Source organism: Ruminiclostridium papyrosolvens C7 (genome assembly GCF_000421965.1).
In the GTDB taxonomy this organism is placed as follows: Bacteria; Bacillota; Clostridia; order Acetivibrionales; family DSM-1351; genus Ruminiclostridium; species Ruminiclostridium papyrosolvens_A.
This window is the reverse complement of the sequence record NZ_ATAY01000031.1, coordinates 152491-178997: the sequence shown is the minus strand read 5'-3', so window position 1 is coordinate 178997 and position 26507 is coordinate 152491. Positions and strand designations below refer to the sequence as shown.

General features: G+C 37.3%; 24 protein-coding genes and 1 riboswitch. Of the genes, 22 read left to right on the top strand and 2 right to left on the bottom strand.

The genetic code is table 11. The features are described 5' to 3' along the window. Positions 1-6 precede the first annotated feature (6 nt). Complete coding sequence (locus L323_RS31120; protein ID WP_020815574.1) at positions 7-459, top strand: DUF523 domain-containing protein; 453 nt, start codon at positions 7-9, stop codon at positions 457-459. An 84-nt stretch (positions 460-543) separates the two neighbouring features. Here L323_RS31120 and L323_RS31115 read toward each other — a convergent pair whose 3' ends face one another. Then, positions 544-771, bottom strand: a complete 228-nt coding sequence (locus L323_RS31115; RefSeq protein WP_020815573.1) for an HPr family phosphocarrier protein — start codon at positions 769-771, stop codon at positions 544-546. A gap of 394 nt (positions 772-1165) precedes the next feature. Here L323_RS31115 and L323_RS31110 point away from each other — a divergent pair, with 394 nt between their 5' ends. The 20 genes from L323_RS31110 to L323_RS31030 all read left to right on the top strand — a co-directional run bounded on the left by L323_RS31110 (position 1166) and on the right by L323_RS31030 (position 22702). Then, entirely contained in the window at positions 1166-2116 is a 951-nt protein-coding gene (locus L323_RS31110) for a glycosyltransferase (protein WP_020815572.1), read from the top strand. Between the two features lie 196 nt (positions 2117-2312). Then, positions 2313-4544 (top strand): dockerin type I domain-containing protein, encoded by a 2232-nt coding sequence (locus L323_RS31105; RefSeq protein ID WP_020815571.1) that lies wholly within the window; start codon positions 2313-2315, stop codon positions 4542-4544. Positions 4545-4667: 123 nt separating this feature from the next. After that, on the top strand, positions 4668-5978 hold the full coding sequence (gene mtaB, locus L323_RS31100; protein WP_020815570.1) for a tRNA (N(6)-L-threonylcarbamoyladenosine(37)-C(2))-methylthiotransferase MtaB: 1311 nt from the start codon (positions 4668-4670) through the stop codon (positions 5976-5978). A gap of 87 nt (positions 5979-6065) precedes the next feature. Continuing rightward, the gene (locus L323_RS31095) at positions 6066-6332 is read left to right on the top strand and encodes an IreB family regulatory phosphoprotein (RefSeq protein ID WP_014314205.1); all 267 of its coding nucleotides are present in this window, start codon (positions 6066-6068) and stop codon (positions 6330-6332) included. Between the two features lie 64 nt (positions 6333-6396). After that, a complete protein-coding gene (gene ruvX / locus L323_RS31090; RefSeq protein WP_020815569.1) occupies positions 6397-6825 on the top strand; it encodes a Holliday junction resolvase RuvX in 429 nt (142 codons plus the stop codon). Between the two features lie 100 nt (positions 6826-6925). Beyond that, positions 6926-7213: a DUF1292 domain-containing protein gene (locus L323_RS31085; RefSeq protein ID WP_020815568.1), complete on the top strand. Its 288-nt coding sequence runs from the start codon at positions 6926-6928 to the stop codon at positions 7211-7213. Between the two features lie 242 nt (positions 7214-7455). Continuing rightward, positions 7456-9486: a methyl-accepting chemotaxis protein gene (locus L323_RS31080; RefSeq protein WP_020815567.1), complete on the top strand. Its 2031-nt coding sequence runs from the start codon at positions 7456-7458 to the stop codon at positions 9484-9486. 193 nt (positions 9487-9679) lie between these two features. Then, positions 9680-10174: an NADH-quinone oxidoreductase subunit NuoE gene (gene nuoE / locus L323_RS31075; RefSeq protein ID WP_020815566.1), complete on the top strand. Its 495-nt coding sequence runs from the start codon at positions 9680-9682 to the stop codon at positions 10172-10174. A 20-nt stretch (positions 10175-10194) separates the two neighbouring features. Beyond that, a complete protein-coding gene (locus tag L323_RS31070; RefSeq protein ID WP_020815565.1) occupies positions 10195-10761 on the top strand; it encodes an ATP-binding protein in 567 nt (188 codons plus the stop codon). Next, the gene (locus L323_RS31065) at positions 10745-11116 is read left to right on the top strand and encodes a (2Fe-2S) ferredoxin domain-containing protein (RefSeq protein WP_020815564.1); all 372 of its coding nucleotides are present in this window, start codon (positions 10745-10747) and stop codon (positions 11114-11116) included. The genes L323_RS31070 and L323_RS31065 overlap by 17 nt, the downstream gene beginning before the upstream one ends. A 47-nt stretch (positions 11117-11163) precedes the next feature. Next, a complete protein-coding gene (nuoF, locus tag L323_RS31060; protein WP_020815563.1) occupies positions 11164-12957 on the top strand; it encodes an NADH-quinone oxidoreductase subunit NuoF in 1794 nt (597 codons plus the stop codon). A 19-nt stretch (positions 12958-12976) separates the two neighbouring features. Further along, the gene (locus L323_RS31055) at positions 12977-14728 is read left to right on the top strand and encodes an NADH-dependent [FeFe] hydrogenase, group A6 (protein ID WP_020815562.1); all 1752 of its coding nucleotides are present in this window, start codon (positions 12977-12979) and stop codon (positions 14726-14728) included. A gap of 115 nt (positions 14729-14843) precedes the next feature. Then, a complete protein-coding gene (locus L323_RS0120720; protein ID WP_020815561.1) occupies positions 14844-15308 on the top strand; it encodes a pyridoxamine 5'-phosphate oxidase family protein in 465 nt (154 codons plus the stop codon). A gap of 176 nt (positions 15309-15484) precedes the next feature. Beyond that, positions 15485-15961, top strand: a complete 477-nt coding sequence (locus tag L323_RS31050) for a DUF6323 family protein (protein WP_020815560.1) — start codon at positions 15485-15487, stop codon at positions 15959-15961. 22 nt (positions 15962-15983) lie between these two features. Continuing rightward, on the top strand, positions 15984-17264 hold the full coding sequence (locus tag L323_RS0120715) for a DUF6179 domain-containing protein (RefSeq protein ID WP_031342040.1): 1281 nt from the start codon (positions 15984-15986) through the stop codon (positions 17262-17264). A gap of 137 nt (positions 17265-17401) precedes the next feature. After that, positions 17402-17644: a hypothetical protein gene (locus L323_RS40575; protein ID WP_051153527.1), complete on the top strand. Its 243-nt coding sequence runs from the start codon at positions 17402-17404 to the stop codon at positions 17642-17644. Positions 17645-17720: 76 nt separating this feature from the next. Then, on the top strand, positions 17721-18626 hold the full coding sequence (locus L323_RS31045) for an alpha/beta hydrolase family protein (protein WP_051153526.1): 906 nt from the start codon (positions 17721-17723) through the stop codon (positions 18624-18626). 60 nt (positions 18627-18686) lie between these two features. Next, positions 18687-20138, top strand: coding sequence for an alpha/beta hydrolase family protein (locus L323_RS31040; protein WP_020815559.1), 1452 nt, complete (start codon positions 18687-18689; stop codon positions 20136-20138). A 107-nt stretch (positions 20139-20245) separates the two neighbouring features. Beyond that, positions 20246-22015 carry a glycoside hydrolase family 9 protein gene (locus tag L323_RS31035; protein ID WP_020815558.1) on the top strand — a complete coding sequence of 590 codons (1770 nt, stop codon included), beginning with the start codon at positions 20246-20248 and terminating at the stop codon, positions 22013-22015. Positions 22016-22111: 96 nt separating this feature from the next. After that, complete coding sequence (locus L323_RS31030) at positions 22112-22702, top strand: flavin reductase family protein (RefSeq protein ID WP_020815557.1); 591 nt, start codon at positions 22112-22114, stop codon at positions 22700-22702. Between the two features lie 81 nt (positions 22703-22783). Here the strand turns inward: L323_RS31030 and pflB are convergent, their stop codons facing one another. After that, positions 22784-25012 (bottom strand): formate C-acetyltransferase, encoded by a 2229-nt coding sequence (gene pflB, locus L323_RS31025; RefSeq protein WP_020815556.1) that lies wholly within the window; start codon positions 25010-25012, stop codon positions 22784-22786. An 88-nt stretch (positions 25013-25100) separates the two neighbouring features. Next, a riboswitch (ZMP/ZTP riboswitch) is annotated at positions 25101-25178 on the bottom strand. Positions 25179-25353: 175 nt separating this feature from the next. Between pflB and L323_RS31020 the strand changes: the two genes are divergently transcribed. Further along, positions 25354-26469, top strand: a complete 1116-nt coding sequence (locus tag L323_RS31020) for a GNAT family N-acetyltransferase (protein WP_020815555.1) — start codon at positions 25354-25356, stop codon at positions 26467-26469. The last annotated feature ends 38 nt before the right edge of the window (positions 26470-26507 follow it).

The following is a 26507-nucleotide window of genomic DNA, read 5'->3' as shown; positions in this document are numbered from 1 at the left end:
GGTCAAATGATACTGGTTAGTGCATGTCTGGCAGGACTTGACAGTAAATATAATGGTAAAAGCAATTATAACGAATATATAGAGAAACTTGTCAGGGAAGGCAAAGCAATTATGGTATGCCCTGAACAGATGGGCGGGCTGCCTACCCCAAGGGACTCTTGTGAGATTGACTGCGGAGACGGAAGAGATGTCCTTTCAGGAAAATCAAATATAATAGACTCAAAAGGGCAAAATCAAACAGAGAAATTTTTAAAGGGTGCTGAAGAAGCACTGAAGGTAGCCAGACTCTATAATATAAAAAAAGCAATATTAAAATCAAAAAGCCCATCCTGTGGCGTTGGTAAGATATATGACGGAACATTCAGCGGAAAGCTGGTTAAAGGTAACGGGGTCACAGCGGAACTTTTAATAAGAAATGGTTTTGAGGTAATAACTGAAGAGGATATGACCGAGAAATAGTTATATGCTTAAATAACAAAAAGCGAGTTTCAAAACTCGCTTTTATTTTGTCTATTTATTAATAGTTAGTTCGTTAAAAATAAATTAAACTACAAAACGCTTAATTTCATCACAGAATTTTTCGCTGTTATCGTTCTGAACTTCAACTTTAATCGGTTTGCTGAGGTCAAGACTGAAGATTCCCATGATTGACTTTGCGTCTACGATGTAACGTCCTGATGATAAATCAACATCAAAGTCATATTTGTTAACGATATTTACGAAATCCTTTACGTCGTTAATAGATTTTAAAGAAATATCAAATGATTTCATATTATCCATCCTCCTTATAATTAAGGTAAAAAACAATTATTTTTTTTACATTTTAATATTACCTGCTTTTGAATTAATAGTCAATGAAGATGTTTGAAACTGGGGTAAATCCTTACATTATAATACCATGGAATGCCACTATATAAAGGGTTTGGAAGATTGTTGTGCATTTCTTACAAAGTTTGGGCAATGTTTTCATTCAATAATTTCTTGAAATATTTGTTTGGACTAAGACAAGGTTGGTAGTGAATTTTATAGCTATGGATTAGCTCATTTGATATAATATTTACTGTAAAATTATAACATATGTAGTATTAAATTGAATGGAACTATCAAATAATGATAAAAAACTTATGGATATTAAACCTGCTAGTGTAAAAAGGAGGTGCGGTTTATGAAAAATGAGTTTATATATAGCTCGGATACAAGTAGTCTCCCTTTCGTATCTGTTATTATTCCGGCATATAATGCGGAAAAATATCTTGAAAAATGCCTTAATTGTATAACTAACCAGAATTATCCCAAAGAAAAAATGGAAATCATTGTTGTGGATAATAATTCAACGGACAATACGGCTGAAATTATTAAATCTTTTGGTGTCACGTATGTATTTAATGCGAAAAAAGGCCCATCCCCTTCAAGAAACAAAGGAATATCACTTGCCGCTGGAGAATATCTGATTTTTACAGACTCCGACTGTCTTGCTGATAGTGATTTTGTTCTGAATCATGTTAAAGCCCATTTAGATTTACAAAAAAGCAATCCTAAAGTAAAAATGGTAGGTGGCGGAATAGGAGGTTATAACAAAAACTTCTGGGCGGTTTGTGATGACTTCTGTTCATGGTCCGCATACCATCCTGCTTTGAAACCACAAATAAACAACAGTTATTTTCCCTCTGCCAATATCAGTATTTCCAGAAGCCTCGTCGATGAAATAGGCGTGTTCAATGAGGACTTGAAGACAGGGGAAGACGTTGATTTTTGTTTAAGAGTTACATATAGAGGATACCGGCTGTATTTTGAACCTAAAGCCAAAGTTCTTCACATTAACAGGGATACATTCAGTGAATTTATGGGACATGGAAAGTCCTGGGCAAAACCTGTCGCCAGTCCTGAAAGGGAAAACAGTCAACAGCACAAAAGACCTGAAGGGTTAAAAAACAGTTTACCGGTATACGCCAAAAATTATATTAAGTCCATACTGGAAGTGATATCTTACGGATTTAAGGCTAAACGTTTCTACGTGATTATCTTTATTCCCTTTATTATACTCTATAAAACTTATTTTGCTTATCATCGTATGTTGTTTAGAATGGAAGCTGCCAGAAAGCAGATCGGAAAATAACCTGCGCTTTTTCTCCCGGAATATCCAAATCACTTGGAAACTCTCTAATTTATACCCGTCTTCCGAACAGGTCGGAAAGTGCCCTTCGGAAGTACTTTTGACGCGTGTACTAAAGAAAACTCGGGAAATCGGTAATCACTCCTATATTTTGATAAAGGTAACAAAAAATAAAATAAATTTTCAAGGAGGTAATATTATGTTGAGAAAAATGAAAATTTTTCTTCTAGCTGGGGCTGTCATGGCGCAAGCCCTTGTAGGGCTTGGTGCTGTTAATACAGTTCATGCGGCAGAAAATGGGCTGTTTGGTCTGGTTGGTTTTGCTACAATGAATGGCGGGACCACCGGGGGGGCCGGCGGAAAAGAGGTGACGGTAAAAAGTGCTACAGAAATGTCAGATCTTCTAAACCAGAGAAAAAAGGACGATGACACTTCTCCGCTGGTTATAAAAGTAGCAACCAAGCTTACAGGAACAGGTGCTATTGGAGTTAAAGAGGTTTCAAATGTTTCAATAATCGGTGTCGGAAGCAGCGGAGAATTGGAAGGAGTAGGGCTTAATATTGTAAAAGCCAGCAATATTATAGTTCAAAATCTGAAAATCCACCATACTCTGGCACCTACAGACTGCATAGGAATCGAGAACAGCAAAAATGTCTGGATTGACCATTGTGAGTTATACAACATGATAGGAGACTGCAACGGCGATGGAAAGGTGGATGAGAAAGGAGATATTACCGGTGGTGATGTAGACTGGTATGACGGCTTGCTGGATTGTAAAAAAGACAGTGCATATATTACAGTTTCATGGAATTACTTTCATGATTCCTTTAAGACAAGTCTTGTCGGGTCATCCGACAGTGACAACTATGACAGAAAAATGACTTATCACCATAATGTCTTTAAAAATCTAAAGGAACGTTTGCCTAGCTATAGATTCGGAACAGGACATATATTCAGCAACTATTACGCGGATGTCTGGAACAGTGCTGTGAATTCCAGAATGGGAGCTCAGCTCAAAGTTGAAAGCAATTACTTCGAAAGAGTCGGTTCGGGTGCAGTTAATGAAGAGTCAGGGCTGGCATCAGGTCCTATAGGTTCATATAATAGTGATTCAATCGGTTATTATGATGTAAAGGATAATACATATGTAAGTTGTAAAGGTAATCAGCCAACAATCTCAACCTGCAACTATACCCCGCCATATGAGTATACAGGATATTTGACTACTGCAAATCGGGTAAAGGAACTGGTTACACAGTATGCAGGTGTGGGTAAGCTGGATGGTTCAAATCCTACTAATCCAACTGACCCGACTGAACCCACCGATCCACAAGATCCGGGCCAAACCGTAAAATGCGGTGATATAAATGGTGACGGTAATATAGATACCATTGATTTTGCAACATTAAAAATGTATTTGCTTGGACAGCCGGTTACAATAAATATCGGGGCTTCTGACCTTGACAGCGATAACGCAGTAACCATCCTTGATCTTGCAGTATTAAAGAAATATTTGCTGGGACAGGTAGCTACTCTCCCTGTTAATAATGGGAACACTAATCCCACAGAAGGCGATATTACAATCGAACCTACTGGTTCAATGACTTTACAACAGGCTATTGACAGTATTAAACCGGGCAAGACAATTTACCTTAAAAGCGGCACATATTCATTTTTTAAGACAGTAACCATAGCTGAGGGTAACAATGGAAATGAGGGCAGTATGAAAAACATAGCCGTTCTGGGTAATGAAAAAGCCGTATTGGATTTCTCCGGCATGGCATTTAATTCATCCAACAGGGGAGTAATATTGGCCGGGAATTACTGGAACATAAAGGGCATTAAAATCCAGAAAGCCGGGGACAACGGAATGCTGCTGGCAGGAAACAATAACATAGTTGAAGACTGTGAGTTTTATGCAAACAGTGATTCAGGTCTGCAACTATCAAGATTTAATTCAAACTACAGTACAATAGCACAGTGGCCAAGCAATAACACTATAAGAAATTGTTATTCACACAGTAACTACGACCCTGACAATGGTGAGGACGCCGACGGATTTGCAGCAAAACTCACATGCGGACAAGGTAATAAATTCATCGGCTGTATATCTAAATATAATGTTGATGACGGTTGGGATCTGTATACAAAAGACGATACGGGGCCAATCGGCTCAGTTTATTTTGAAAACTGTGAAGCGAGCTACAACGGAAAGACTGAAAATGGTTCTTCAACCACAGACAGTGACGGAAACGGATTCAAGCTGGGAGGCAGTGGTATTAGTGTTAATCACAAATTAGTTAATTGCAAAGCATTCAATAATAAGAAACACGGTTTTACCTGGAACAGCAATCCTGGTATTTTAACACTGATAGGGTGTCAGGCAAGCGGCAACAGCGGAAACGACTTTGAGAAGGTAGCAAATCAATAATTATTTGAACAAATATCCTGGTAGCTTAGTGTTGAAATAAATACGATATTAATGTTATACTTTTTTAATATATATGAAACCATATAAAGTGAATAAAATAAAAAATGAGGATTGAAAGCATTAATGAAAAAAGTAGCTTTTTATACACTAGGTTGCAAAGTAAATCAATACGAATCAGAAGCAGTTTCTTCAATATTTGAGCAAAACGGATATGAAGTAGTTTCTTTTGAACAGGCTTCAGATGTTTATATAATAAATACATGTACGGTTACAAATCTAAGTGACAGAAAATCCAGACAGGCTATTAGAAAGGCGAAGAAAACAAACCCCGATTCTATTGTTGTAGTTATGGGTTGCTATGCACAGACATCCTCAGAAGAAGTTTTAAAGATTCCCGGTGTTAATATGGTTATAGGCACCAAAGACCGCGGCAGAATTATGGAGTATGTAGAAAGAATTGAAGCAGGTGAATGCAGAATAAATGCTGTGGACAATATAATGGCTTCAAGGTCTTTTGAGGAGCTTAAATTAAGTACATATAAAGAGCGGACAAGGGCATATCTGAAAATACAGGAAGGGTGCAGCCAGTTTTGCGCCTATTGTATAATTCCTTATGCAAGGGGGCCTATACGAAGCAGAAAGCCGGATGATATAATAGAAGAGGTAAGGCATCTTGCAGACAGTGGATTTTTAGAGGTTGTATTAACAGGTATCCATCTTGCTTCATATGGCAGAGAGTTACAAGACACCAACCTGCTTGATATTATTCGGAAAATACACAGCATTGACGGGATTAAAAGAATACGGCTGGGTTCTATAGAACCTACTACAATTACAAAGGAATTTGTTGAAGCTGCAGGCAGACTGCCCAAGCTTTGTCCGCATTTCCATTTGTCATTGCAAAGCGGTTGTGATAAAACTCTTGCAGAAATGAACAGAAAATATAACACTGATGAATATAGGAAAAGCGTAGAGCTGCTTAAAAACAACATTCCTGATGTTGCAATCACTACCGATTTGATGGTAGGTTTTCCCGGTGAAACGGAAGAGGACTTTTTAAAGTCCCGTGATTTTGCGGAAGAAATCGGTTTTTCGAAAATCCATGTATTCAAATATTCACCAAGAAAGGGAACCCCTGCGGCAGAAATGAAGAACCAGATAAGCCCAGAAGAGAAGGAAAGAAGAAGCGAAATAATGCTGGCCCTCTCGGATGAGCTTGAAAAAAAATATCTGGAAAGATACGTGGGAAGGGATATGGAAGTTTTATACGAGCAGGAGATGCAGGGTGAAGAGGGTTATATTGAAGGGTTGACAAACAATTATATTAGGGTAATGGCAAAAGGTGATATTAGTCTCAAGGGTAAACTGGTAGAAACGAAATTGTTAAAAGTAAATGGAGTGTTATTTGAAGGAAAAATTGTTGCAAAAGCCTGATGAATGAGGTAGTATTATAGTATATAGCCTTATGCAATTTTAGGAAAAGTTGGATATTGACTAGAGGTAACTGGGAAGGTGATATAAATGGGAATTAACGAGACTATGATGTTTAAAGTGGATAACGAAAAAGAGAATGAAGCAAAAGAAATCTTAGTTTCTGTATATCAGGCACTAAAAGAGAAAGGCTACAATCCTATAAACCAGATGGTTGGATATATTTTGTCTGGAGATCCTACTTACATCACAAATTATAAGAATGCCAGAAGTATTGTCCGAAGACTTGAGAGAGACGAGTTACTGGAAGAAGTCCTTAAATTTTACCTGGAAAATCATAATAACGTACCTGAATAATTGATTAAAACAGGCACTCTCAAATGAGAGTGCCTGTTAATTTTATCTGCTTACGGAGGTAAGAATGAGAATACTTGGAATTGACTATGGAGATTCAAGAATAGGTGTAGCCATAAGTGACCCAATGGGTTGGACAGCACAGGGGCTGGAAATGATTAAGAGCAAGGATAGTTTAAAAAAAGCTATCTTACGTTTATCGGAAATAATAAAAGAATATGGTGTTACAGACATAGTTATAGGGTATCCTATCAATATGAACGGTACTAAAGGGCCCAGAACTGAAAGAACGGAAGAATTTATTAAAAAGATTTCTGATTTAGGCCAGTTTAATATAATAAAATGGGATGAGAGACTTACTACCGTATCAGCACACAGAACTATGAATGAACTGGGGATAAAAGCTTCAAAGAAGAAGGACATTGTGGATACAATGTCAGCGGTATTAATTCTTCAAGGTTATCTTGATAGAATAGCAGGTAATAAAAAAAGTTGATATTGGAAATCATCTACATGTGTGTTATTATAAAATTGATGCATTCAGATTTCTGATGCATTTTTGAGCATTCAAAGACTTATACTAGGAGGAAGTATATATGAACGATGAAGAAAGAGATGATATTGTTGTACTGTTAGGAGAGGACGGAGAGGAAGTCGAATTCGAGCATCTTGATACCATAGAAATGGACGGTAACGAGTATGTTATTTTGCTACCCCTTGAAGAGCAGGAAAACGAAGAAGTAGATGAAGTTGTTATTCTGAAAATTGAACACAACGAAGACGGCGAAGACTCGTTTATTACTGTTGATGACGAAGAAGAACTTAACAGAGTATTTGAAGAATTCAAAACCAGAATGGAAGACGAATACGATTTTGATGAGTAGTCAATGCTCAGATTAAACAAATAGATAGCCCTGACAAAATAGGACTTCAGCTTTTTAAGGCTGTGGTCCTTTTTATTTTTATGTTTACCCTATACCAATATGGGTATTAAATCAATGGTGGTACTATTTTTTTTGGTTTTAATATTCCCTAAATGTAAAAAGTATTGTAAAATGTAATAAATTATGTTAACCATTATTAATTTTACTCACCTAACTATACTCTATGATTTGAAGGAGATTATATGAATATCAGGAAAAAGCTTACTATTTTTGTAGCAGGGTTGGCAATTCTCTCCATTTCAGTAACACAATTGTTTTCTTTTATTAAATCCAATGACATTATTGTAACTCAAACAAATACAATGGCAAAGGATTTAAGTTCAGCGTTTGCAGATAATATTTCTAGTTTGATTGATAAGGAAAAATCAGTCGTAAGTGCTCTGGCATCTCAGAGGAGCATTATTGAATTACTTGAGCAATCCAAGTCAGATAAACAAACGGACCAAAGTAAACAGTTAGAAAAGGAATGTGCTAAGCTTATAAAAAATACTGAAAAACAAGAATGGAATTTGGAACATGTTTTTATTGTTAATACCGAAAATGTGATAATTGCAGATTCGAACTCAAAAACACTAGGTCAAAACATATCCGATCGTGCTTACTCTTTGCAGACCCTATCAGAAGGAAAGCCTATAATAAGCGATGTTCTTAAATCAAAGGCTACCGATAGGTACATTTCTGTATTTACATATCCGGTAAGAGATGATTCCGGTAAACTGCTAGGGTATGTTGCTGCAGCGGTTTATACAGACACTTTTAACGGTTATCTTGAGAATAAGAAGATTCTCGGTACCAAATCAAGTTATGTCTTTCTATTAGACAAAACAGGAAACATGTTATATCATCCGGAAAAGAATAAAATCGGAAAACCGGTAGAGACTACTGAAATAAAAAATATTATTAGTAAACCGGGGGACAAAATATCAGACGTTATTAATTATAAATACAATGGCAAAGAAAAAATAGCAGCCTATAAGTTTATTACTAAAACAGGCTGGCTGCTTGTGCTATCAGGTACAATAGATGAGGTTACTGCACCTGTAGCTGCAATGGAGGGCTTTATTGTGACATTAGGTCTGATAATGATATTAATTGCTTCAGTAGTGGGATATTTTATAACAAGGCGAATTTCAAAGCCTATAGAAAGAGTAACACATCTTATCCAAAACACGTCCAAGTTGGATTTAAAATATGATAACTCATTTGAAATATATCTAAAGGGTAAGGATGAAATAGGAACTATCACCAGGGCTGTTGCAGAAATGCGTCAGGTTTTGCGTGGTATGGCAGGTAAACTGATTGAAGTGTCTGAGAAAATAAATGATAATGCACAGCATGTAAGTACTCTGGCAAATGACGTAAAAATGAATTCACAGGATAATTCAGCAACCACGCAGGAGTTGTCGGCAGGAGCAGAAGAGTCCGCTGCATCTACTGAAGAAATTTCAGCATCCATTATTGAAGTTGAAAATAATGTAAATACAATTGCTTATAGAACCAAAGAAGGTGCTGATGTTTGCAGACAGATAACGGAGAGAGCACTAAAACTCAAGGAAGACGCTCTTATATCCAGTGATAATGCAAAATCAATATATGAGGACGTAAAACAAAAAATAGAAAAATCCATTGAACAGTCCAAGAGTATGCAGCAAATAAACCTTTTGGCAGATACTATTCTTCAGATTACCGACCAGACAAACCTATTGGCACTTAATGCTGCCATAGAGGCGGCAAGAGCAGGGGAATCCGGAAAAGGTTTTGCAGTGGTTGCGGATGAAATCCGAAAACTGGCCGAGCAATCATCACAAACCGTAGGCGGTATCCAGAGGATGATTGAGGAAGTAAATCAGGCTGTTAAGAATATGAATGAAAGTTCAGCCTCGATACTATCCTTTGTGGACCGGGATGTACTGTCAGACTATAAGAAATTAATAGATATCAGTGAACAATACAACAATGATTCCAATCTGGTTAATGGATTAATGTCAGACTTTATTCATACTTCTGAAGAACTTAATTCTACAATAACGAATGTATCAACCGCAATCAATGAAGTTGCACAGACAGTAGTTGAAAGTGCAAGAGGAATTGAGAATATCGCCATAAAGACATCATCAATCGTTGTAAAGACAGAAGAGGTTGATGAAAAAGCGGTAGAAAACTTAGATAGTGCAAAAGAACTTTATGATATTGTATCAAAGTTCAAATTATAAATTAATAATCCACTAAAAAGTACCCTGTTGTTAAATGCACAGGGTACTTTTTTGGGCCAAAAATTCAGCAGATTTTACCGTATCCATAATTAATTAAATTTTTAACAATCTTGTTGAATATATTGTCTGGTTTTGTTATAATATTAACATATTTTGTGAATATATTAACACATACTAAAGGGAGGTTTGGTTAATGAGTGAAAACAGGTGCTGCTGTGGCTGCACAGATGAAAATAGCTTAAAACTCGGAAAAATTATCGATAAGTACAAAGGAACAAGAGGTGCTTTGATTCCCGTACTCCATGAAGTTCAAGAAGTATACGGTTATTTGCCCGAAGATATATTAAAGGAAATTTCCGAGAAGCTTAATGTTTCACTTGCTGAAATATATGGAGTAGTTACTTTCTATACTCAATTCTCATTAAATCCAAAAGGTCGATTTAAAATTAATATCTGCATGGGTACAGCCTGCTACGTAAAGGGTTCAGGAGATATTCTGGACAAATTTAAGCAAAAACTCGGAATTGATGTAGGACAGTGTACGGAAGACGGAAAGTTTTCACTTGATGCGTGCAGATGTATAGGCGCTTGCGGACTTGCACCTGTAATTATGGTAAACGATGATGTTCACGGCAGATTAGTGCCTGATGATGTCGATGCTATACTGGAGAAATACAAAGATTTATAATTCTACAGTACGAGGTTTACATGAGGGATTTATCACTACATATTCTTGATATGGTTCAAAATTCAATAACTGCTCAGGCCACAAAAATCAAAATAAATATTGCGATAGATTCCCAGAGAGATTATCTATTACTTAATATTAGTGATAACGGAGCAGGCATGGATTCTGATATTTTAATCAAGGCGCAGGATCCCTTTTTTACGTCAAGAAAGACAAGAAAAGTAGGGCTTGGAATACCATTATTAAAAGAAGCTGCAAGAAAATGCAATGGAAATTTCAACATCATTTCTGAAAAAAATGGAGGAACAAAAATATATGCTGCATTTTCAATAAATAACATTGACAGGCTTCCCATAGGGGAAATAGGTGAAACCTTGATAGCAGCAATATCGTCAAACCCACAAATTTCATTTATTTTGGATTTGAATAGCGAAAAAGGCTTTTTCAGACTTGATACGGATGAAGTGGCCAAAACCCTTGGTGATGTGAGTATTACGGAGTTTGATATCCTTATATGGTTGAAAGAGTATATTGATGAAGGTATAAAGAATATTTTTGGAGGTGTACTTAATGAAGTCGATAGCTGAATTGGATGAGATCAGAAAGAAAACTTTAGACCAGTTATCTATCAGATCCAATGAAAAAGGCATCAAAGTGGTTGTTGCAATGGCAACCTGCGGAATAGCAGCCGGAGCAAGACCGGTAATGAAGGCATTTATTGAAGAAATAAATAAAAGGAATTTGAATAATGTTACCGTATCTATTACAGGGTGTATCGGAGTATGCAAAATGGAACCTGTTGTGGAAATACTTGACAAAGACGGAAAAAAGGTAACCTACGTAAACATGACTCCTGAGAAGGCTGAAAGAGTAGTGCTTGAGCATATTGTAAACGGTAATGTATGTACAGACCTGACCATAGGTGCTCAGGAGGGTGTGTAATTAAATCTTAGTATATAACTCAAATAACTGTAAGGAGGTTTTTATAGATGCAATTATATAGAGCACATGTTCTGGTTTGTGCAGGTACAGGTTGTACATCATCAAATTCCTTAAAGATTATGGATGAAATGGAAGCATTACTTGCAAGCAACGGGCTGGACAGTGAAGTTAAAATAGTTAAAACAGGTTGTTTCGGCCTTTGTGCTGAAGGACCGATAGTGGTTGTATATCCTGAAGGAGCAATGTACACAAGAGTTGAGGTTTCTGATGTAAAAGAAATTGTTGAAGAGCATCTGCTGAAAGGACGTATAGTAAAACGTCTTCTGGCTGGTGAAAAGGAATCTGAGGATATTTCAAAATCACTGGAAGGTGTGGATTTCTTTAATAGACAAATGCGTATTGCATTAAGAAACTGTGGTCGTATAAATCCTGAGGATATCAACGAATACATAGCTTTTGACGGATATAAGGCACTTGAAAACGTATTGACTGAAATGACTCCTGAAGCTGTAATAGATGAAATGAAAAAGTCAGGACTCAGAGGAAGAGGGGGCGGAGGCTTCCCAACAGGTATGAAGTGGGATTTTGCAGCAAAACAGACAGCTGACCAGAAATATGTATGCTGTAATGCCGACGAAGGTGACCCAGGAGCATTTATGGATAGAAGTGTTCTGGAAGGTGATCCTCACTCTGTAATAGAGGCTATGTCTATAGCAGGTTTTGCCATTGGAGCAACACAAGGTTACATATATGTAAGAGCAGAGTATCCTATAGCAGTTAAGAGATTGCAGCTGGCAATTGATCAGGCTATAGAATATGGAATTTTGGGAGACAACGTACTGGGAACAGGACATAAATTTAATCTTGAAATAAGACTTGGTGCGGGAGCGTTTGTTTGCGGTGAAGAAACTGCACTTATGACCTCAATAGAAGGTCACAGAGGCGAACCAAGACCAAGACCTCCATTCCCGGCAGTAAAAGGACTGTGGGGGAAACCTACAATTCTAAACAATGTAGAAACTTATGCAAATGTACCTGTAATTATTTTAAAGGGTGCAGAATGGTTCTCAGGAATAGGGACTGAAAAGAGTAAGGGAACAAAAGTATTCGCTCTTGGCGGAAAGATAAACAATACCGGATTGGTTGAGGTTCCTATGGGTACTACTTTGAGAGAAGTAGTTTATGATATAGGTGGAGGCATACCTAAGGGTAAGAAGTTTAAAGCAGCACAAACCGGTGGACCTTCCGGAGGATGTATTCCTGCATCTCATCTGGATACACCAATTGACTATGATTCACTTATTGCCCTTGGTTCTATGATGGGCTCTGGCGGACTTATAGTAATGGACGAAGACAACTGTATGGTTGATATCGCTAAGTTCTTCCTTGAATTTACAGTTGATGAATCCTGCGGTAAATGTCCTCCATGTCGAATCGGAACAAAGCGTATGCTTGAAATATTAGAAAGAATAACTGAAGGTAAGGGCGCGGCCGGAGATATTGAAATGCTTGAATTGCTGGCTAAAAATATTAAGGCATCTGCTCTGTGCGGACTTGGACAGACTGCTCCGAACCCGATTTTGAGCACTTTGAGATATTTCAGAGACGAGTATGAGGCTCACGTATTTGACAAAAAATGTCCTGCAGGTGTTTGCAAATCAATGATGAAATATACTGTTGATGAAACTAAGTGTAAGAGCTGTGGAATCTGTGCAAAGGTTTGTCCTATGAGCTGTATAAAGGGTGAAAAGAAGGTTCCTTACGTTATAGATAATTCAAAATGTGCTAAGTGCGGTGTCTGTATGGAAAAATGTCCGTTCAAGGCAATTTCAAAGGGATAAGGGAGGAGAGTGAAATAAAATGTCAACTGTTAATATTACAATAGACGGTAAGAAACTTCAGGTTGAACAAGGCATAACAATTTTAGAGGCAGCCAGACAGGCTAGTATAAAGATACCTACACTTTGCTTCCTCAAGGATATCAATGAAATAGGTGCATGCAGAATGTGTCTCGTTGAGATAAAGGGTGCGAGAGCATTACAGGCATCTTGTGTATATCCTGTAGCAGAAGGACTTGAAATTTATACTCAGAGTCCCGCTGTCAGAGAAGCAAGAAAGGTAACCTTGGAGCTTATCCTTTCCAACCATGACAAGAAATGCCTTACCTGTGTAAGAAGTAAAAACTGTGAGCTTCAAAACTTAGCTGAGGAACTAAATATAAAAGATATAAGATTTGAAGGTGATTCTACAAATCTACCCTTAGACGATTTTTCACCTTCTATCGTAAGAGATCCAAATAAATGCGTACTGTGCAGACGTTGTGTAAGCATGTGTAAAAACGTTCAGACTGTTTCCGTTATCAGTGCAGCTGAAAGAGGCTTCAAATCAACTATTTCCTGTGCCTTCGACAGGTCGTTGGCAGATGTTCCATGTACAATGTGCGGACAATGTATAAGTGTTTGTCCTGTTGGAGCTTTGAGGGAGAAGGATGACACTGAAAAGGTGTGGTCTGCATTGGATGACAAGGAACTTCATGTTGTAGTACAGACAGCTCCTGCTGTTCGTGTTGCTCTGGGTGAGGAATTCGGACTTCCAATAGGAACAAGGGTTACCGGAAAAATGGCTGCTGCTTTGAATCATATGGGCTTTGCGAAGGTATTTGACACAGATACTGCAGCCGATCTTACAATAATGGAAGAAGGCACTGAGCTGCTAAACAGAATTAAAAACGGTGGAAAGCTTCCTGTTATAACCTCTTGTAGTCCGGGCTGGATAAAGTTCTGTGAGCACAATTATCCTGAATTCCTTGAAAACCTATCATCCTGTAAATCACCGCATGAAATGTTCGGTGCTGTGTTGAAAACCTACTATGCTGAAAAAATGGGTATCGATCCTAAAAAAATATTTGTAGTTTCAGTAATGCCATGTACTGCAAAGAAGTTTGAAGCACAAAGACCTGAGCTTTCCGCAACAGGCTTGCCGGATGTAGATGTAGTTATAACAACCAGAGAACTTGCAAGAATGATAAAAGAAGCAGGTATTGATTTTAACAATCTTGAAGACAAGGATTTTGATGATCCGATGGGTAATGCAACAGGAGCCGGCGTAATATTCGGTGCAACCGGGGGAGTTATGGAAGCAGCTCTCAGAACAGTATCTGAAATAGTTGCAGGTAAATCCTTTGATGATATTGAATATGCTGCTGTAAGAGGAATAGAGGGCATCAAGGAGGCAACAGTTGCAATAGGTGACATGAAAGTTAAAGCAGCAGTTGCAAATGGTCTCGGTAATGCAAGAAAGCTTCTTGACAGTATAAAGGCAGGAGAAGCATCATATGACTTCGTTGAAATAATGGCCTGTCCGGGTGGATGTGTAAACGGAGGAGGACAGCCGATACAGCCTTCTTCGGTAAGAAGCTGGACTGATTTGCGTGCAGAGCGTGCAAAGGCTATTTATGAAGAAGATGTAAGTCTCCCGATTAGAAAGTCACATGAAAACCCTGTAATCAAAGAAATGTATGATAAATATTTCGGAGAGCCGGGAAGCCATAAGGCACATGAGATTTTACACACACATTATTCCGCAAGGGAAAATTACCCTGTTAAAGAGTAAAAATTAATTTTAATATAAAAAAGATGCCGGATATTAGTGCCGACATCTTTTTTTTTGTAATATATGCCATAACTATGTATAATTATGGCATATACTTTTTTTTAGGAGGTAAATGATGGATATGTTTAAATCGGCTTTGGATTTACTAAAGGAACAGTTAGGCTATGATGTAGTAATTTCTCTTGCCACATGCACTGAAAACGGAGTAAATGTCAGAACTGTTGATGGATATTACAAGGATGGTTATATATATATTTTGACTCATATGGGTACTCATAAAATGAGGGAAATTGACAAAAATCCAAGTGTGGCAATTTGTAAGGACTTAATGTGTGGGAGGGGTATAGGTGAAAACTTAGGAAATCCCAAGGCAAAATCAAATACAAAATTGCGCGAAGAACTAAAAGAGGTTTTCTATAAATTTTATGACCGTCATGTTAATGAAGAGGATCCCGGTACATGTATTTTAAAAATAACATTAACCGATGCAGTTGCATTCAGTAAGGATACTAAATACGTAATAGATTTTAAGAATACCGCTGCCATAGCCATACCATTTGTAAATGACATTATAAGCTAAAAATTATAAAAAAGCAGAATTCACATGCTGAATTCTGCTTTTTTTATTGACAAAAGATATTAAAAGTTATATTATTAAATTTAGGCGATTTCAGGTAAATATAAAAACCTATCCAATTATACTATACCATAAAAGAATATGGTTGTCAAGGACTTTTTAATAAAAGGAGGATTTTTATGAAGGATTTTTTACAAATTCAAAAACTATTATCTCAGAACGAGTCTGAAATTAATCAAATTGAAAAGTGCAATGAATTCTCGTCAAAATATGGCTTAGTGCTTACAAATACGCAAATCCAAACTCTTTCACAAGAGAGAGATAATACGCTAAAAAGGTATGGTCGTGTAGAACTTGGGAAGGGAATTTTAGATAAACTGATTTTCGAGTTTTGTGACTCGCCATTTATCTGGCAAGAAAATTATATGGATACTTTGTCTGAACTACAGGACATTTTTTACTATTTTAAAAATGAATCCTTAGATGAATTTACAGATGACGAGCTGATACGCTACATGCGCAAGAGCTTTGATAACCAGTGCCAGGGTTCAATTGAATACTTGAGGGAGACCAGCTTGGAAGATGTGTGCAGAAGTATAAGATACGGACAGGAGGCGTATAAGTATCTTGATTCCTACGATGATGATTTAGAATAACAGCAAAGGAGGACAAATTATTATGGATGCATTACAGAGATATGAGCATATACAAACTGTGAGGAGCGAGTACTTTCAGTCTCTTTTACAGGGTGCAGCAAAAGAGGGTATAATCGGTTCCGCTCAGGTAAAGAAAATTCAAGTGGGGTTGCTAGGTCTGCTTTCCAAGCAAATAGAAAAGTATACTTTAGGAGAGAGTAGTTCCGTAACAGCTGAGAGTGCTGAAAGTCTGCTCAAATCAATTTGTTTCTCTATAAGTGTGGCATTGAAGTGTCAGGACAATGTTGTTATTGCCTCAGAATTGCTTGAACACGAGGGTATTGAGGAATTGTTTAAAAAAGGAAATGAACTAATCAGATATTATTTTGAGGATGCAAAAAGACTATGGATAAAAATAAAGACAGAAGGTCCGAAAATCAGTAATTTGGCATACAACGATACTGTTTTCATTGGACTGAAGGAATTCTTTGATTGGTATGATTACAGGTTTTCTGCACACGAAATAAACGGTAGTTTGGATTATCCTCTTTCCTATGACGAGATGGATTTAAAAGGTATAGAGTATATCCATGAATATTTGACCCACCTTGATATGGAAAATGGTTTCTGTTCGCATTATGATTCACATAGTATTGAATGCCTCATGAGGGGTTATAGCAAATATTTCAGAGAAGACCTGCTAAATGTATTTGAGTTGGTACTTACAAATTTACTTGGTAGAAGCATACTAGGTTATAAGCTTGACAGACTTGATATAAGTGAGGAAGACAGAGAATGGCTGTTAATGCAACTTAAAAAGGCCGATGAATCGGTACTTGTACAAAAAATGGAGCGAGCTTTTTATGAAGTATTGTCGTTTATGGAAGTGGAATCACAGTATACTATTGAATATTTCAAAATAACTTTAAAAAATATTATATCAAGAGTTAAACATAATATAAATCTGGGGAAGCTGGACAAAGTTTTTATAACACTATATGAAAAGGAAGATGAAAACTTAATATCGGGATATATTGATGGTAATAAAATGGAAGACGAAGATTTAAGAGTATTGATTGATGAAATCAAGGATTGCAGGTTTTTAGATGATAAAATTGCAATGGTTTCGCAGAGTGTAAAAAGTCTGGATGATTTATCGGAGGTTCTCAATGAATGTTTCTTTGAAGGGGAATATGAAAGTGTGTTCAAACTCCTTGATAAACGAGAAATACAAGAACTGAAAAAGAGGATTAATGAAAATAAGACTGATTCTTCTTCCTTTTATGAGTGGGAGTGTGAATTTCTTAGGTTTGCAGTAGACTAACAAGAGGTTTATTCACTTTCACCTATATTATTTACTTATTTAATACAATTTTACCATGGATTTACTATACAAAGTAATACTATAATTAATAGTAAAATAATTCCAGTTTATTGAATTTAGAAGGGTGATAAGTATAAATGAGTATATTTTCAACTATTAAATTCGTGGTAGAGGCCCCATTTTCTCTGCTAATGCCATTATTCGAGCTTCAAGAACCCACAGGACCGTATAAGGTTGGTACCACTACGTATGATTGGACAGATACGTCACGCCTGGAGGAGAAATGCAATGGAGGTGATTCCAAACGGGAACTAATGGTACAGGTATGGTACCCGGCAGAAAATGAAAATACAGAGAACTTAAAAAAGCACCATATTTAAAAGATACGACGGAAATTATTAGGGGCCTTGAAAAGTATTTTTTATAAAACCTTTTCTGTTAAGAAGACTAAAAGATGTGCAAACTAATTCATTTATCAATGCACAAGTATTAAGTAAAAGTGAAAAGTATCCAGTATTGATATTTTCACATAGCATGACGGGGTTTAGAAATCAAAATACATTTCAGTCAGAGGAACTGGCAAGCCATGGTTATATAGTAGTTGCAGTTGACCATCCGTACTATGCAGCAGCAACTGTTTTTTCAGACGGCAGGGTTGCAGAGTCTACAATAAGTACTGATGTAAACAGCAACGATTTTTCTTTGGAGTTTGGTGATAAGAATAACGATACGTGGGTAAGGGACGTTGAATTTGTTTTGGATAAACTTGAAGAGATTAATAATAAGGATAATGATAACCTTTTTTCAGGCAGGTTTGATATGGAGAAGATTGGCGTGTTCGGACATTCCTTTGGAGGAGCGACAGCAGCTCAACTGCTTTTGAAGGACTCCAGAGTAAAAGCAGGCATTAACATGGATGGTACTTTTTATGGTTCCGATATTCCGGAGACAGGGCTTGAAAAGCCGTTTTTATTAATGCTTTCGGAGCAGTATATGATGAGTACGGATTTAGTGAAATTAGAAAAGAAGTTAAAAATGTTCGGAATAAAGGGTGAAAAACTTAAGGAATATCTGGCACTGTATGCAGAGTACGAAAGAAGAAGGAAAAAAGCTATGGCTGGAGGAGCTTATTCCCTTATTATTAAAAAAACGACTCATTTAAGCTATAGCGATATATATCTTTATACTCCGTTGATGGCCTTATTACATAAACCGAAAAAAGTACATAGAGTAATAATTGATTTTACACTTACTTTCTTTAATAAATATCTTATGGAGGATTCAACTGCTTCTTTGGAGAATGCAGCCCTTAAATATAATAATGTGGAAATTGCAGGAACCAAAAAGGAATTAGTTTTTTGAACATAATGCATACATCAGGTAGAGTTTAATTACTCTGCCTTTTTACAGGAGGATCAAAAATTGAGGTTATTTGAAATAGTACTTATTATTAGTAACTTTTTTACGCTAGGATGGCTGTTATTTAATAGAAAGAATAGCAAGAGAATACCTAGTATTTTATTTGGGATTTCATTTGTAATAACAATTATACAAATAATTGCAGAAGGCTACCGAATTCAAATGTTGCCGGCATACATCTGCCTTCTGTTAAATGTATTGATTTTCTTTCGTAAAGGTAAAAAGCCCAGAAAAACCTGGAAAATTGTTCTTGCGTCAATATTTTCATTTCTATACCTATTAATAGCTGTTGTACTTCCAGCACTATTGCCTGTTTTTTCTCTTGAAAAACCAACTGGACCATACCAAGTAGGAACAGTTACATATGATTGGACTGATGAAAACCGTTTAGAAGCAGCAACAAAAGACCCGGGTGATAAAAGGGAGCTAATGGTACAGGTATGGTATCCTGCTGAAAAAACTGAAAATATGAAAAGGGCACCATATATAAAAGAGCTTCTGGAGGTAGCGAAAGGGTTTGAGAAGCAAACTGGTTTACCATCTTTACTATTTAGCCACTTAAAATATGTAAAAAGTAACTCATATTTAAGTGCCAAGCTTTCCGTTAAACAACAGAAATATCCACTTTTGATATTTTCCCACGGCTTTGGGGCTACTAGAAATATAAACACATTTGAAGTGGAAGAATTAGCAAGTCATGGTTATATTGTTGTTGGAATTGACCATACTTACGATGCAGCGGCTACAGTGTTTTCAAACGGAAGAGTTGCTCTATATAACGGTGATAATAAAAAAATGATCACTGAAGACTTTGAAAAAATGGATGGTCATAATGAAATATGGGTAAAAGATGTACAGTTTGTACTTGATAAAATAGAAGAGATTAATAAAAAAGATCCTCTTAATATTTTTACCGGAAAGATTGATTTGGACAAAATAGGTATGTTCGGGCACTCCTATGGAGGTGCAACAGCAGGACAAATTGTTATGCGTGATTCAAGAGTTAAAGCCGGTATAAATATGGATGGTGCTTTTGTGGGTTCACCCATTTCTGAAAAGGGGTTAGGAAAGCCGTTTATGATTATGGACGCTGAAATGACTATGAACACTTATAAAGGTGATTATACTACTCTGGACAAAGGTGGAATAAAGGCTGATTTACGTAAGAAATACGAAGACTATTTTGCAAAAATGTATATAAAAAGAAATAATGCTATTGCTAACGAAGGTTATTCTCTCTTAATAAATAACACGCAACATCTTAGCTATACTGATTTAAGTCTTTTTACTCCAGTAATAGCTATTGGCTATAATCCACATGATGTACATAGAATAATAAATGATTTTACTTTGACATTTTTTAGCAAATACTTGTTGGAAGATTCATCTGCTTCACTGGAAAATACCGCAAAGAAATATAAAAATATTGTGTTCACGCAGACAAAACATAACTAGTGTTGTGCTTACTTAAGCCTAATTAATAAAAAATTAATACATTCTCTTCCCGAATAATATATAATAGATATTGTTTTACAATTATTTATTGGAAAGAGTGTTTACTAATGAGTTGGAAAAATACAATTATAAGCCTTACTCTGACGGGCAGTTTTATTTTTACCATGAGTTCCTGTGCTTCCAAGCCTGTAAGCAGCGATGTTTCAGAAGAAACTACGCCAGTAGCTGCGAATGTGTCAAAGAATTTAATAACTGAAAATGAATTAAGTGATGAAATCCATGTAGATCAGCTGGGTTATAAGCTACTTGCAAAAAAAATAGCTGTTATTAAGGGACAATATAAAAAGTTTCAGGTGGTTGATAGTAAAACAGGAGTGGCAGTTTTAACAGGAGATTTGACTGGGAATCCAAAGGATGAATCCAGTGGGGATACTGTTTGCTATGCAGACTTTAGTAAAATTACAGTACCCGGTAAGTACTTTATCTCAATATCCGGATTAGGTAAATCGTATGACTTTTTAATTGATGATAATATATATACAAAGATTGGTGACGCTATGCAAAAAGCACTGTATTATCAACGGTGCGGAACAGCTTTGACGACCGAATTTGCAGGCGAATACAGTCATGCCGATTGTCACAAAGCATTAGCCAAATTGTACAACGATGAGACCAAAGAGATTGACGTAAGCGGAGGCTGGCATGATGCAGGTGATTACGGAAGATATGTTGTACCCGCATCTGTGACAGCTGCAGGTTTACTTTTGGCATATGAAATTTACCCACAAGCCTTTACTGACACAACGCGTATTCCCGAAAGCGGCAATAATATACCGGACGTACTTGACGAAGCAAAATACGGAATACAGTGGCTTCTCAAAATGCAAGACAGCGAGTCAGGTGGAGTATATCATAAGGTCACTTCAAGGGGATTTCCCGAAATGACAACGATGCCTGACAAGGATGTTGACGATCAGCTTGTAATGCCGATATCTACTAATGCTACTGCTGATTTTGCAGCAGTTACGGCAATGGCTTCAAGAATATATATGACTATAGATCCTGTATTTGCCCAAAACTGTTTGCAGGCCTCCCGAAAAGCCTGGGAATGGCTTGAAAAAAACAAGGATTTCGTCGGTTTCAAGAATCCTTCAGATGTGGCATCAGGCGAGTATGGCGACAGCTCGGGGAAGGATGAGAAGGCCTGGGCAGCTGCAGAACTTTTCAGAGCCACAGGAGTTGAGAAGTACAACGAATATTTTGTAGACAATTATCAAGTTGAAGGCTTTGGACTTGGATGGCAGAATGTAAGCGGATTTGCAGCAATTGCATATATGTTTTCGGATGTATCTGGAACCGATCAGGAAAAAGCTGATGAAATCAAAAAGTCCTGGCTTGCCAAAGCTGATATGTTTGCATCTACGGGTCAAAAAGACGGATATCTGGTTGCAATGCATAAAATGGAGTATAACTGGGGAAGTAACATGAACGTTGCAACACATGCAATGCACCTGCTTATAGCCGATAGACTTAAAACAGATGAAAAATATACCCGGACAGCCGAAGATTGTACACATTATCTACTGGGTAGAAATACACTTAACCAGAGCTATATAACCGGATTTGGTTCAAATCAGGTTAATAAGCCGCATCACAGACCATCGGCGGCTGACCTTTCATTAAAACCTGTTCCCGGATTTATGGTAGGAGGGCCGGATTCGGCTTTGGAGGATGACGTAGCAAAAAGCAAACTCTCAGGTAAATCTCCTGCGGAGTGTTATATAGATGATGTAAATTCTTTTTCAACTAATGAGGTTGCTACCTATTGGAATTCATCAGCAATTTTTATTTTAGGCTATTTAAACTCAAACAGGTAATTTCTAAACGGGTATCAAAATAAAAAAGTGATTCATAGTATATTGGTATTGACATTCTAAAAAAGAAATATTATAGACTTAAAGGAGGCTGCGATTTTGGCTAAACAAGTTTGGAAACCATCAACAATGTTAAATCCTGTACCGGTTGTAATGGTATCATGTACGGATAATGAAGGGAAGCCCAATATAATTACTATTGCCTGGACGGGGACAATCAATTCTGACCCTCCAATGGTCTCAATCTCAGTAAGAAAAGAACGGTATTCCTATGAACTTATAAAAGAAAAAGGTGAATTTGTAATTAATCTTCCCACAAAAAAGCTGACTTTTGCAACTGATTACTGTGGCGTTAAGTCAGGCAGAGATATTGATAAATTTGAGGCAATGGGTTTGACGGCTGAAACTGCTTCAAAAGTACAGGTTCCACTTATAAAGGAATGTCCTTTGAATCTTGAGTGTGTAGTAAAACAGTCCATAGAGCTGGGTTCACATGTATTGTTTTTGGCTGAAGTCGTAGCTACAAATGTTGAAGAATCACTGTTGGATGAAAAGGGCAAACTGGATTTAAAGAAAGCGGAATTAATTTGTTATTCACATGGTGAGTATTACCCCCTTGGAGGAAACTCCTTGGGTTATTTTGGGTATTCTGTAACTAAGAAGAAGAATCTCAAGAGAAATCAAAAATAGATTTAGTTGAAGTAAAACTAAGCCTTATGAAGAAAAACCAGACTTATGGCTTTTCTTCATAAGGCTTTTCCATTTTATAAATTACATAGCTTTATGAAATGTCCTTGAGATTACTTCCAACTGCTGTGCCTTGGTTAGCTTTATAAAATGTACTGCGTAACCCGACACACGAACTGTAAGCTGATTGTATTTCATAGGTTCCTTCATGGCGTTTTCCAGAGTTTCTTTATCAAGTACATTGACATTTATATGATGGCCGCCACTCATAACATAACCGTCAATCAGGGCAGAAAGATTTGAAATTTTAGTATTCATTTCCTTCCCTAAAGCATTAGGAATAACTGATAGAGTAAGGGAAATTCCGTCATTGCACACACTATAAGGTATCTTCGCCACTGAATTCATCATTGCAAGGATTCCTGACTTATCTCTGTTGTGCATTGGGTTCGCACCGGGGGCAAAAGGTTCTCCTTTTTTACGACCGTCAGGAGTAGAGCCTGTTTTTTTACCGTATACAACGTTTGATGTTATGGTTAGGATTGACAAAGTATGCCTTGCATTGCGGTAGGTGGGATGAGTTTTCAGACTGTCGTAGAAGCTTGTAACAACCTCTTTTGCAATACTGTCGGCTCTATCGTCATTGTTTCCGTATTGAGGATAACTTCCTTCTAGCTCAAAGTCTGTAATAATACCACGTTCGTCTCTTATTACCCTGACACAAGTATGCTTAATGGCACTCAAAGAGTCTACAAGCACTGATAGTCCGGATATGCCGAAGGCCATAAGTCTGTTGACGTCTGTGTCGTGAAGAGCCATCATGAGACGCTCGTAAGCGTATTTATCGTGCATATAATGTATAATGTTCATGGTATTAACATATAAACCTGTCAGCCAACCCTGAAGCTCCAGAAAGTTCTTCATAACCTTCTCATATTGAAGGTATTCGCCTTCATATGGCTTTATTTCAGGTGCAACCTGATCACCACTTATCTCGTCACGGCCTCCGTTTAAGGATAATAAAAGCAGTTTTGCAAGATTGCATCTTGCACCAAAAAATTGCATATCCTTTCCAAGACGCATAGCGGATACACAGCAGGAAATACCATAATCGTCACCATACTGTGGCTGCATAAGATCATCGTTTTCATACTGAATCGCACTTGTAGAAATAGACATTTGGGTACAAAACGTTTTGAAATTTTCAGGTAATTTTACAGACCATAGAATCGTAAGGTTTGGTTCAGGTGCAGAACCCAGATTTTTTAAGGTTTGAAGGAATCTGTAAGAGGTTTTGGAAACCATATGCCTTCCGTCACTGCTGATTCCGCCAAGGGATTCCGTCAACCAAACCGGGTCTCCTGCAAAAAGTTCATTGTACTCTTTGGTACGCAAGTGTCTTATAAACCTCAGCTTTATTACAAACTGGTCAATCAGCTCCTGCGCATCTGCTTCTGTCATGGTACCGTTATTTATATCACGTTCAATGAATATATCAAAAAATACATTGAGCCTGCCTAAAGAATTTGCAGCTCCGTTGGTTTCCTTTAAGGCACCTAAAAATGCCAGATATGTCCACTGAACAGCTTCAAAGGCATTTTGTGCAGGGCGCTTCAGGTTAAAGCCATAAGAACTTCCAAGAACGCTCAAATCGTTAAGTGCGGCAATCTGGTCGTGAAGTTCTTCTCTAAGCCTTATAACGCCATCAGTCATAGTGCCTCTGAGACTGTCCAGGTCTTTTTGCTTTTGATTTATTAAAAAATCCGTGCCGTAAAGGGCAACCCTTCTGTAATCGCCTATAATACGGCCTCTGCCATATGCATCGGGAAGACCGGTTATAACTCCGCATCTTCTGGCCTTGCGCATTTCTTCGGTGTATGCGCTGAAAACACCATCATTATGTGTTTTTATGCTTTTATTGAAAATTTTATCAATGTCGGGTGAAGGTGCAGTGTCAAACTGTTGGCAGGCCTGTTTAGCCATTCTGTAGCCGGTTTTGGCAAGAAAGGCTCTTTTCAGTGGAGCATCTGTCTGAAGCCCCTTTATTACTTCGTATTTCTCTTCAATAAAGCCGGGTTTGTGACTTGTTATACTTGCTACGGTTTCTGTGTCGATATCAAGAATTCCGCCGTTTAAATGTTCTTCAACCAAAAGACTTTTACAAGTTTCCCAGAGTTGTTTCGTTTTTGAACTGGCACTGCAAAGAAAGCTTTCAGTACCATCATACGGAGTGTAGTTTGTCTGGATAAAGTCCTGTACGTCAATAGAATTCTGCCATTTACCCGGTTTGAAATCAGAAATGCTTAGATTCATTTTTAGTACCCCCTCGGAAAAATTTCTCCCCAGGAAACACTTTATTTGTATGTTTTTGGAAACAACAAAATAAATACCGCCTGGGCAGTTATGATGCCCAGGCGGCCGGCTATTAAAGTCATACTCCCTGTGGTAATCTCCACGTCCGCCAGTTGTATGACAGTTTGTTCTGTTAAAATGGTTTATAACTTTAGTATAGAATATTTTTCGGATATGTCAAGAGGTGAATTGCCGATTCGAACCTTGACAAAGAACACATGTTTGTGTATAGTTATACATGGGAAAATATGTAAAAATTGAGTCGGTTTTAAAAAATAGAAGTTATTTTACGGGTAGGGAAAATGAACGATTATACTAGGGTTATTGATTTTATTAAAGAAATAGAGAAACTAAAGAATGTAACTCGTACCGCATGGACATCCGAGGGAAAGCAGGAGAGTGTGGCGGAGCATTCATGGAGGTTAGCAGTGTTTTCACTGCTCTTAGCGGAATATTTTCCATATATGAATATGGCAAAAATTCTAGGAATATGTCTTGTTCATGATTGTGGTGAAATTTATGAAGGGGATGTGTCGGCAAAGTCCGAGACCAATCCTGAAGGGAAGCTGAACAGGGAAGAACGGGCGTTGATAACACTGACAAACACTCTTCCTGACAAGCAGCGTAAACGGGTTTTTTCTCTATGGAAAGAATACAGTGAAGCTGGATCTCAGGAAGCAAAGCTTGTAAAGGCATTAGATAAGATGGAAACAATTATACAGCACAATCAAGGCCTGAATCCGGTTGGGTTTGACTATGAATTCAATTTAAACTATGGGTCAGATTATGCAGAATTCAATGAAGATATAAAAGCCCTAAGGGAGATCATAGACAGTGACACTGTGCGAATGTGCGAAAAAAGCAGTACTCAAAATTTTCTTGAAATAATCCTGCGAGAGTTGGAGCTAAAGGATTTGGAAGATTATCTGTACTGGAACCATCCTTCTAGTGAATTTCACAAGTTCAATGGTCCGTATTTTGAGAAAAGCAATGAGGAAGAATTGATCAAAGAAATAGATGAGATGAGGGTTCTTCTATTAAATGGACATAAAAATGTACTTACAAATCAAAAAATAATAGCAGATAAGAATACTGATGAATTGATTGGGAAAGTAAACTGGTATTGGAAATCAAAAGAAACACTTTGGATGGAGGTTGGAATTGTTATTTTCAATGAAAAGTACTGGGGACATGGAATTGGTTATAAAGCGCTGAAAATGTGGATTAACGAAATATTTGACCAAAGACACGAACTAGTTAGGATTGGAGTATCTACATGGTCAGGAAACGAACGGATGATAAAGCTGGCTGAAAAACTGGGTATGAAAAGGGAGGCTGTTTACCGTAAGGCCCGGATTGTAGATAACAAGCATTATGATTCTGTAAGTTATGGTATACTGAGGGAAGAATGGCGATAATCAAAAGGGGACTGTCGCACTGACAGATCTGGGGAGTT

What these genes read in the sequence shown, in the direction of transcription:
- L323_RS31110 (WP_020815572.1), top strand. Translation starts at nt 1,166, where the DNA reads ATGAAAAATGAGTTTATATATAGCTCGGATACAAGTAGTCTCCCTTTC.
- L323_RS31020 (WP_020815555.1), top strand. Translation starts at nt 25,354, where the DNA reads ATGAACGATTATACTAGGGTTATTGATTTTATTAAAGAAATAGAGAAA.
- L323_RS31095 (WP_014314205.1), top strand. Translation starts at nt 6,066, where the DNA reads ATGGGAATTAACGAGACTATGATGTTTAAAGTGGATAACGAAAAAGAG.
- L323_RS31115 (WP_020815573.1), bottom strand. Translation starts at nt 771, where the DNA reads ATGAAATCATTTGATATTTCTTTAAAATCTATTAACGACGTAAAGGAT.
- L323_RS31085 (WP_020815568.1), top strand. Translation starts at nt 6,926, where the DNA reads ATGAACGATGAAGAAAGAGATGATATTGTTGTACTGTTAGGAGAGGAC.
- nuoE (WP_020815566.1), top strand. Translation starts at nt 9,680, where the DNA reads ATGAGTGAAAACAGGTGCTGCTGTGGCTGCACAGATGAAAATAGCTTA.
- pflB (WP_020815556.1), bottom strand. Translation starts at nt 25,012, where the DNA reads ATGAATCTAAGCATTTCTGATTTCAAACCGGGTAAATGGCAGAATTCT.
- mtaB (WP_020815570.1), top strand. Translation starts at nt 4,668, where the DNA reads ATGAAAAAAGTAGCTTTTTATACACTAGGTTGCAAAGTAAATCAATAC.
- ruvX (WP_020815569.1), top strand. Translation starts at nt 6,397, where the DNA reads ATGAGAATACTTGGAATTGACTATGGAGATTCAAGAATAGGTGTAGCC.
- L323_RS31080 (WP_020815567.1), top strand. Translation starts at nt 7,456, where the DNA reads ATGAATATCAGGAAAAAGCTTACTATTTTTGTAGCAGGGTTGGCAATT.
- L323_RS31065 (WP_020815564.1), top strand. Translation starts at nt 10,745, where the DNA reads ATGAAGTCGATAGCTGAATTGGATGAGATCAGAAAGAAAACTTTAGAC.
- L323_RS40575 (WP_051153527.1), top strand. Translation starts at nt 17,402, where the DNA reads ATGAGTATATTTTCAACTATTAAATTCGTGGTAGAGGCCCCATTTTCT.
- L323_RS0120715 (WP_031342040.1), top strand. Translation starts at nt 15,984, where the DNA reads ATGGATGCATTACAGAGATATGAGCATATACAAACTGTGAGGAGCGAG.
- L323_RS31120 (WP_020815574.1), top strand. Translation starts at nt 7, where the DNA reads ATGATACTGGTTAGTGCATGTCTGGCAGGACTTGACAGTAAATATAAT.
- L323_RS31035 (WP_020815558.1), top strand. Translation starts at nt 20,246, where the DNA reads ATGAGTTGGAAAAATACAATTATAAGCCTTACTCTGACGGGCAGTTTT.
- L323_RS0120720 (WP_020815561.1), top strand. Translation starts at nt 14,844, where the DNA reads ATGGATATGTTTAAATCGGCTTTGGATTTACTAAAGGAACAGTTAGGC.
- L323_RS31070 (WP_020815565.1), top strand. Translation starts at nt 10,195, where the DNA reads ATGAGGGATTTATCACTACATATTCTTGATATGGTTCAAAATTCAATA.
- L323_RS31050 (WP_020815560.1), top strand. Translation starts at nt 15,485, where the DNA reads ATGAAGGATTTTTTACAAATTCAAAAACTATTATCTCAGAACGAGTCT.
- L323_RS31055 (WP_020815562.1), top strand. Translation starts at nt 12,977, where the DNA reads ATGTCAACTGTTAATATTACAATAGACGGTAAGAAACTTCAGGTTGAA.
- L323_RS31105 (WP_020815571.1), top strand. Translation starts at nt 2,313, where the DNA reads ATGTTGAGAAAAATGAAAATTTTTCTTCTAGCTGGGGCTGTCATGGCG.
- nuoF (WP_020815563.1), top strand. Translation starts at nt 11,164, where the DNA reads ATGCAATTATATAGAGCACATGTTCTGGTTTGTGCAGGTACAGGTTGT.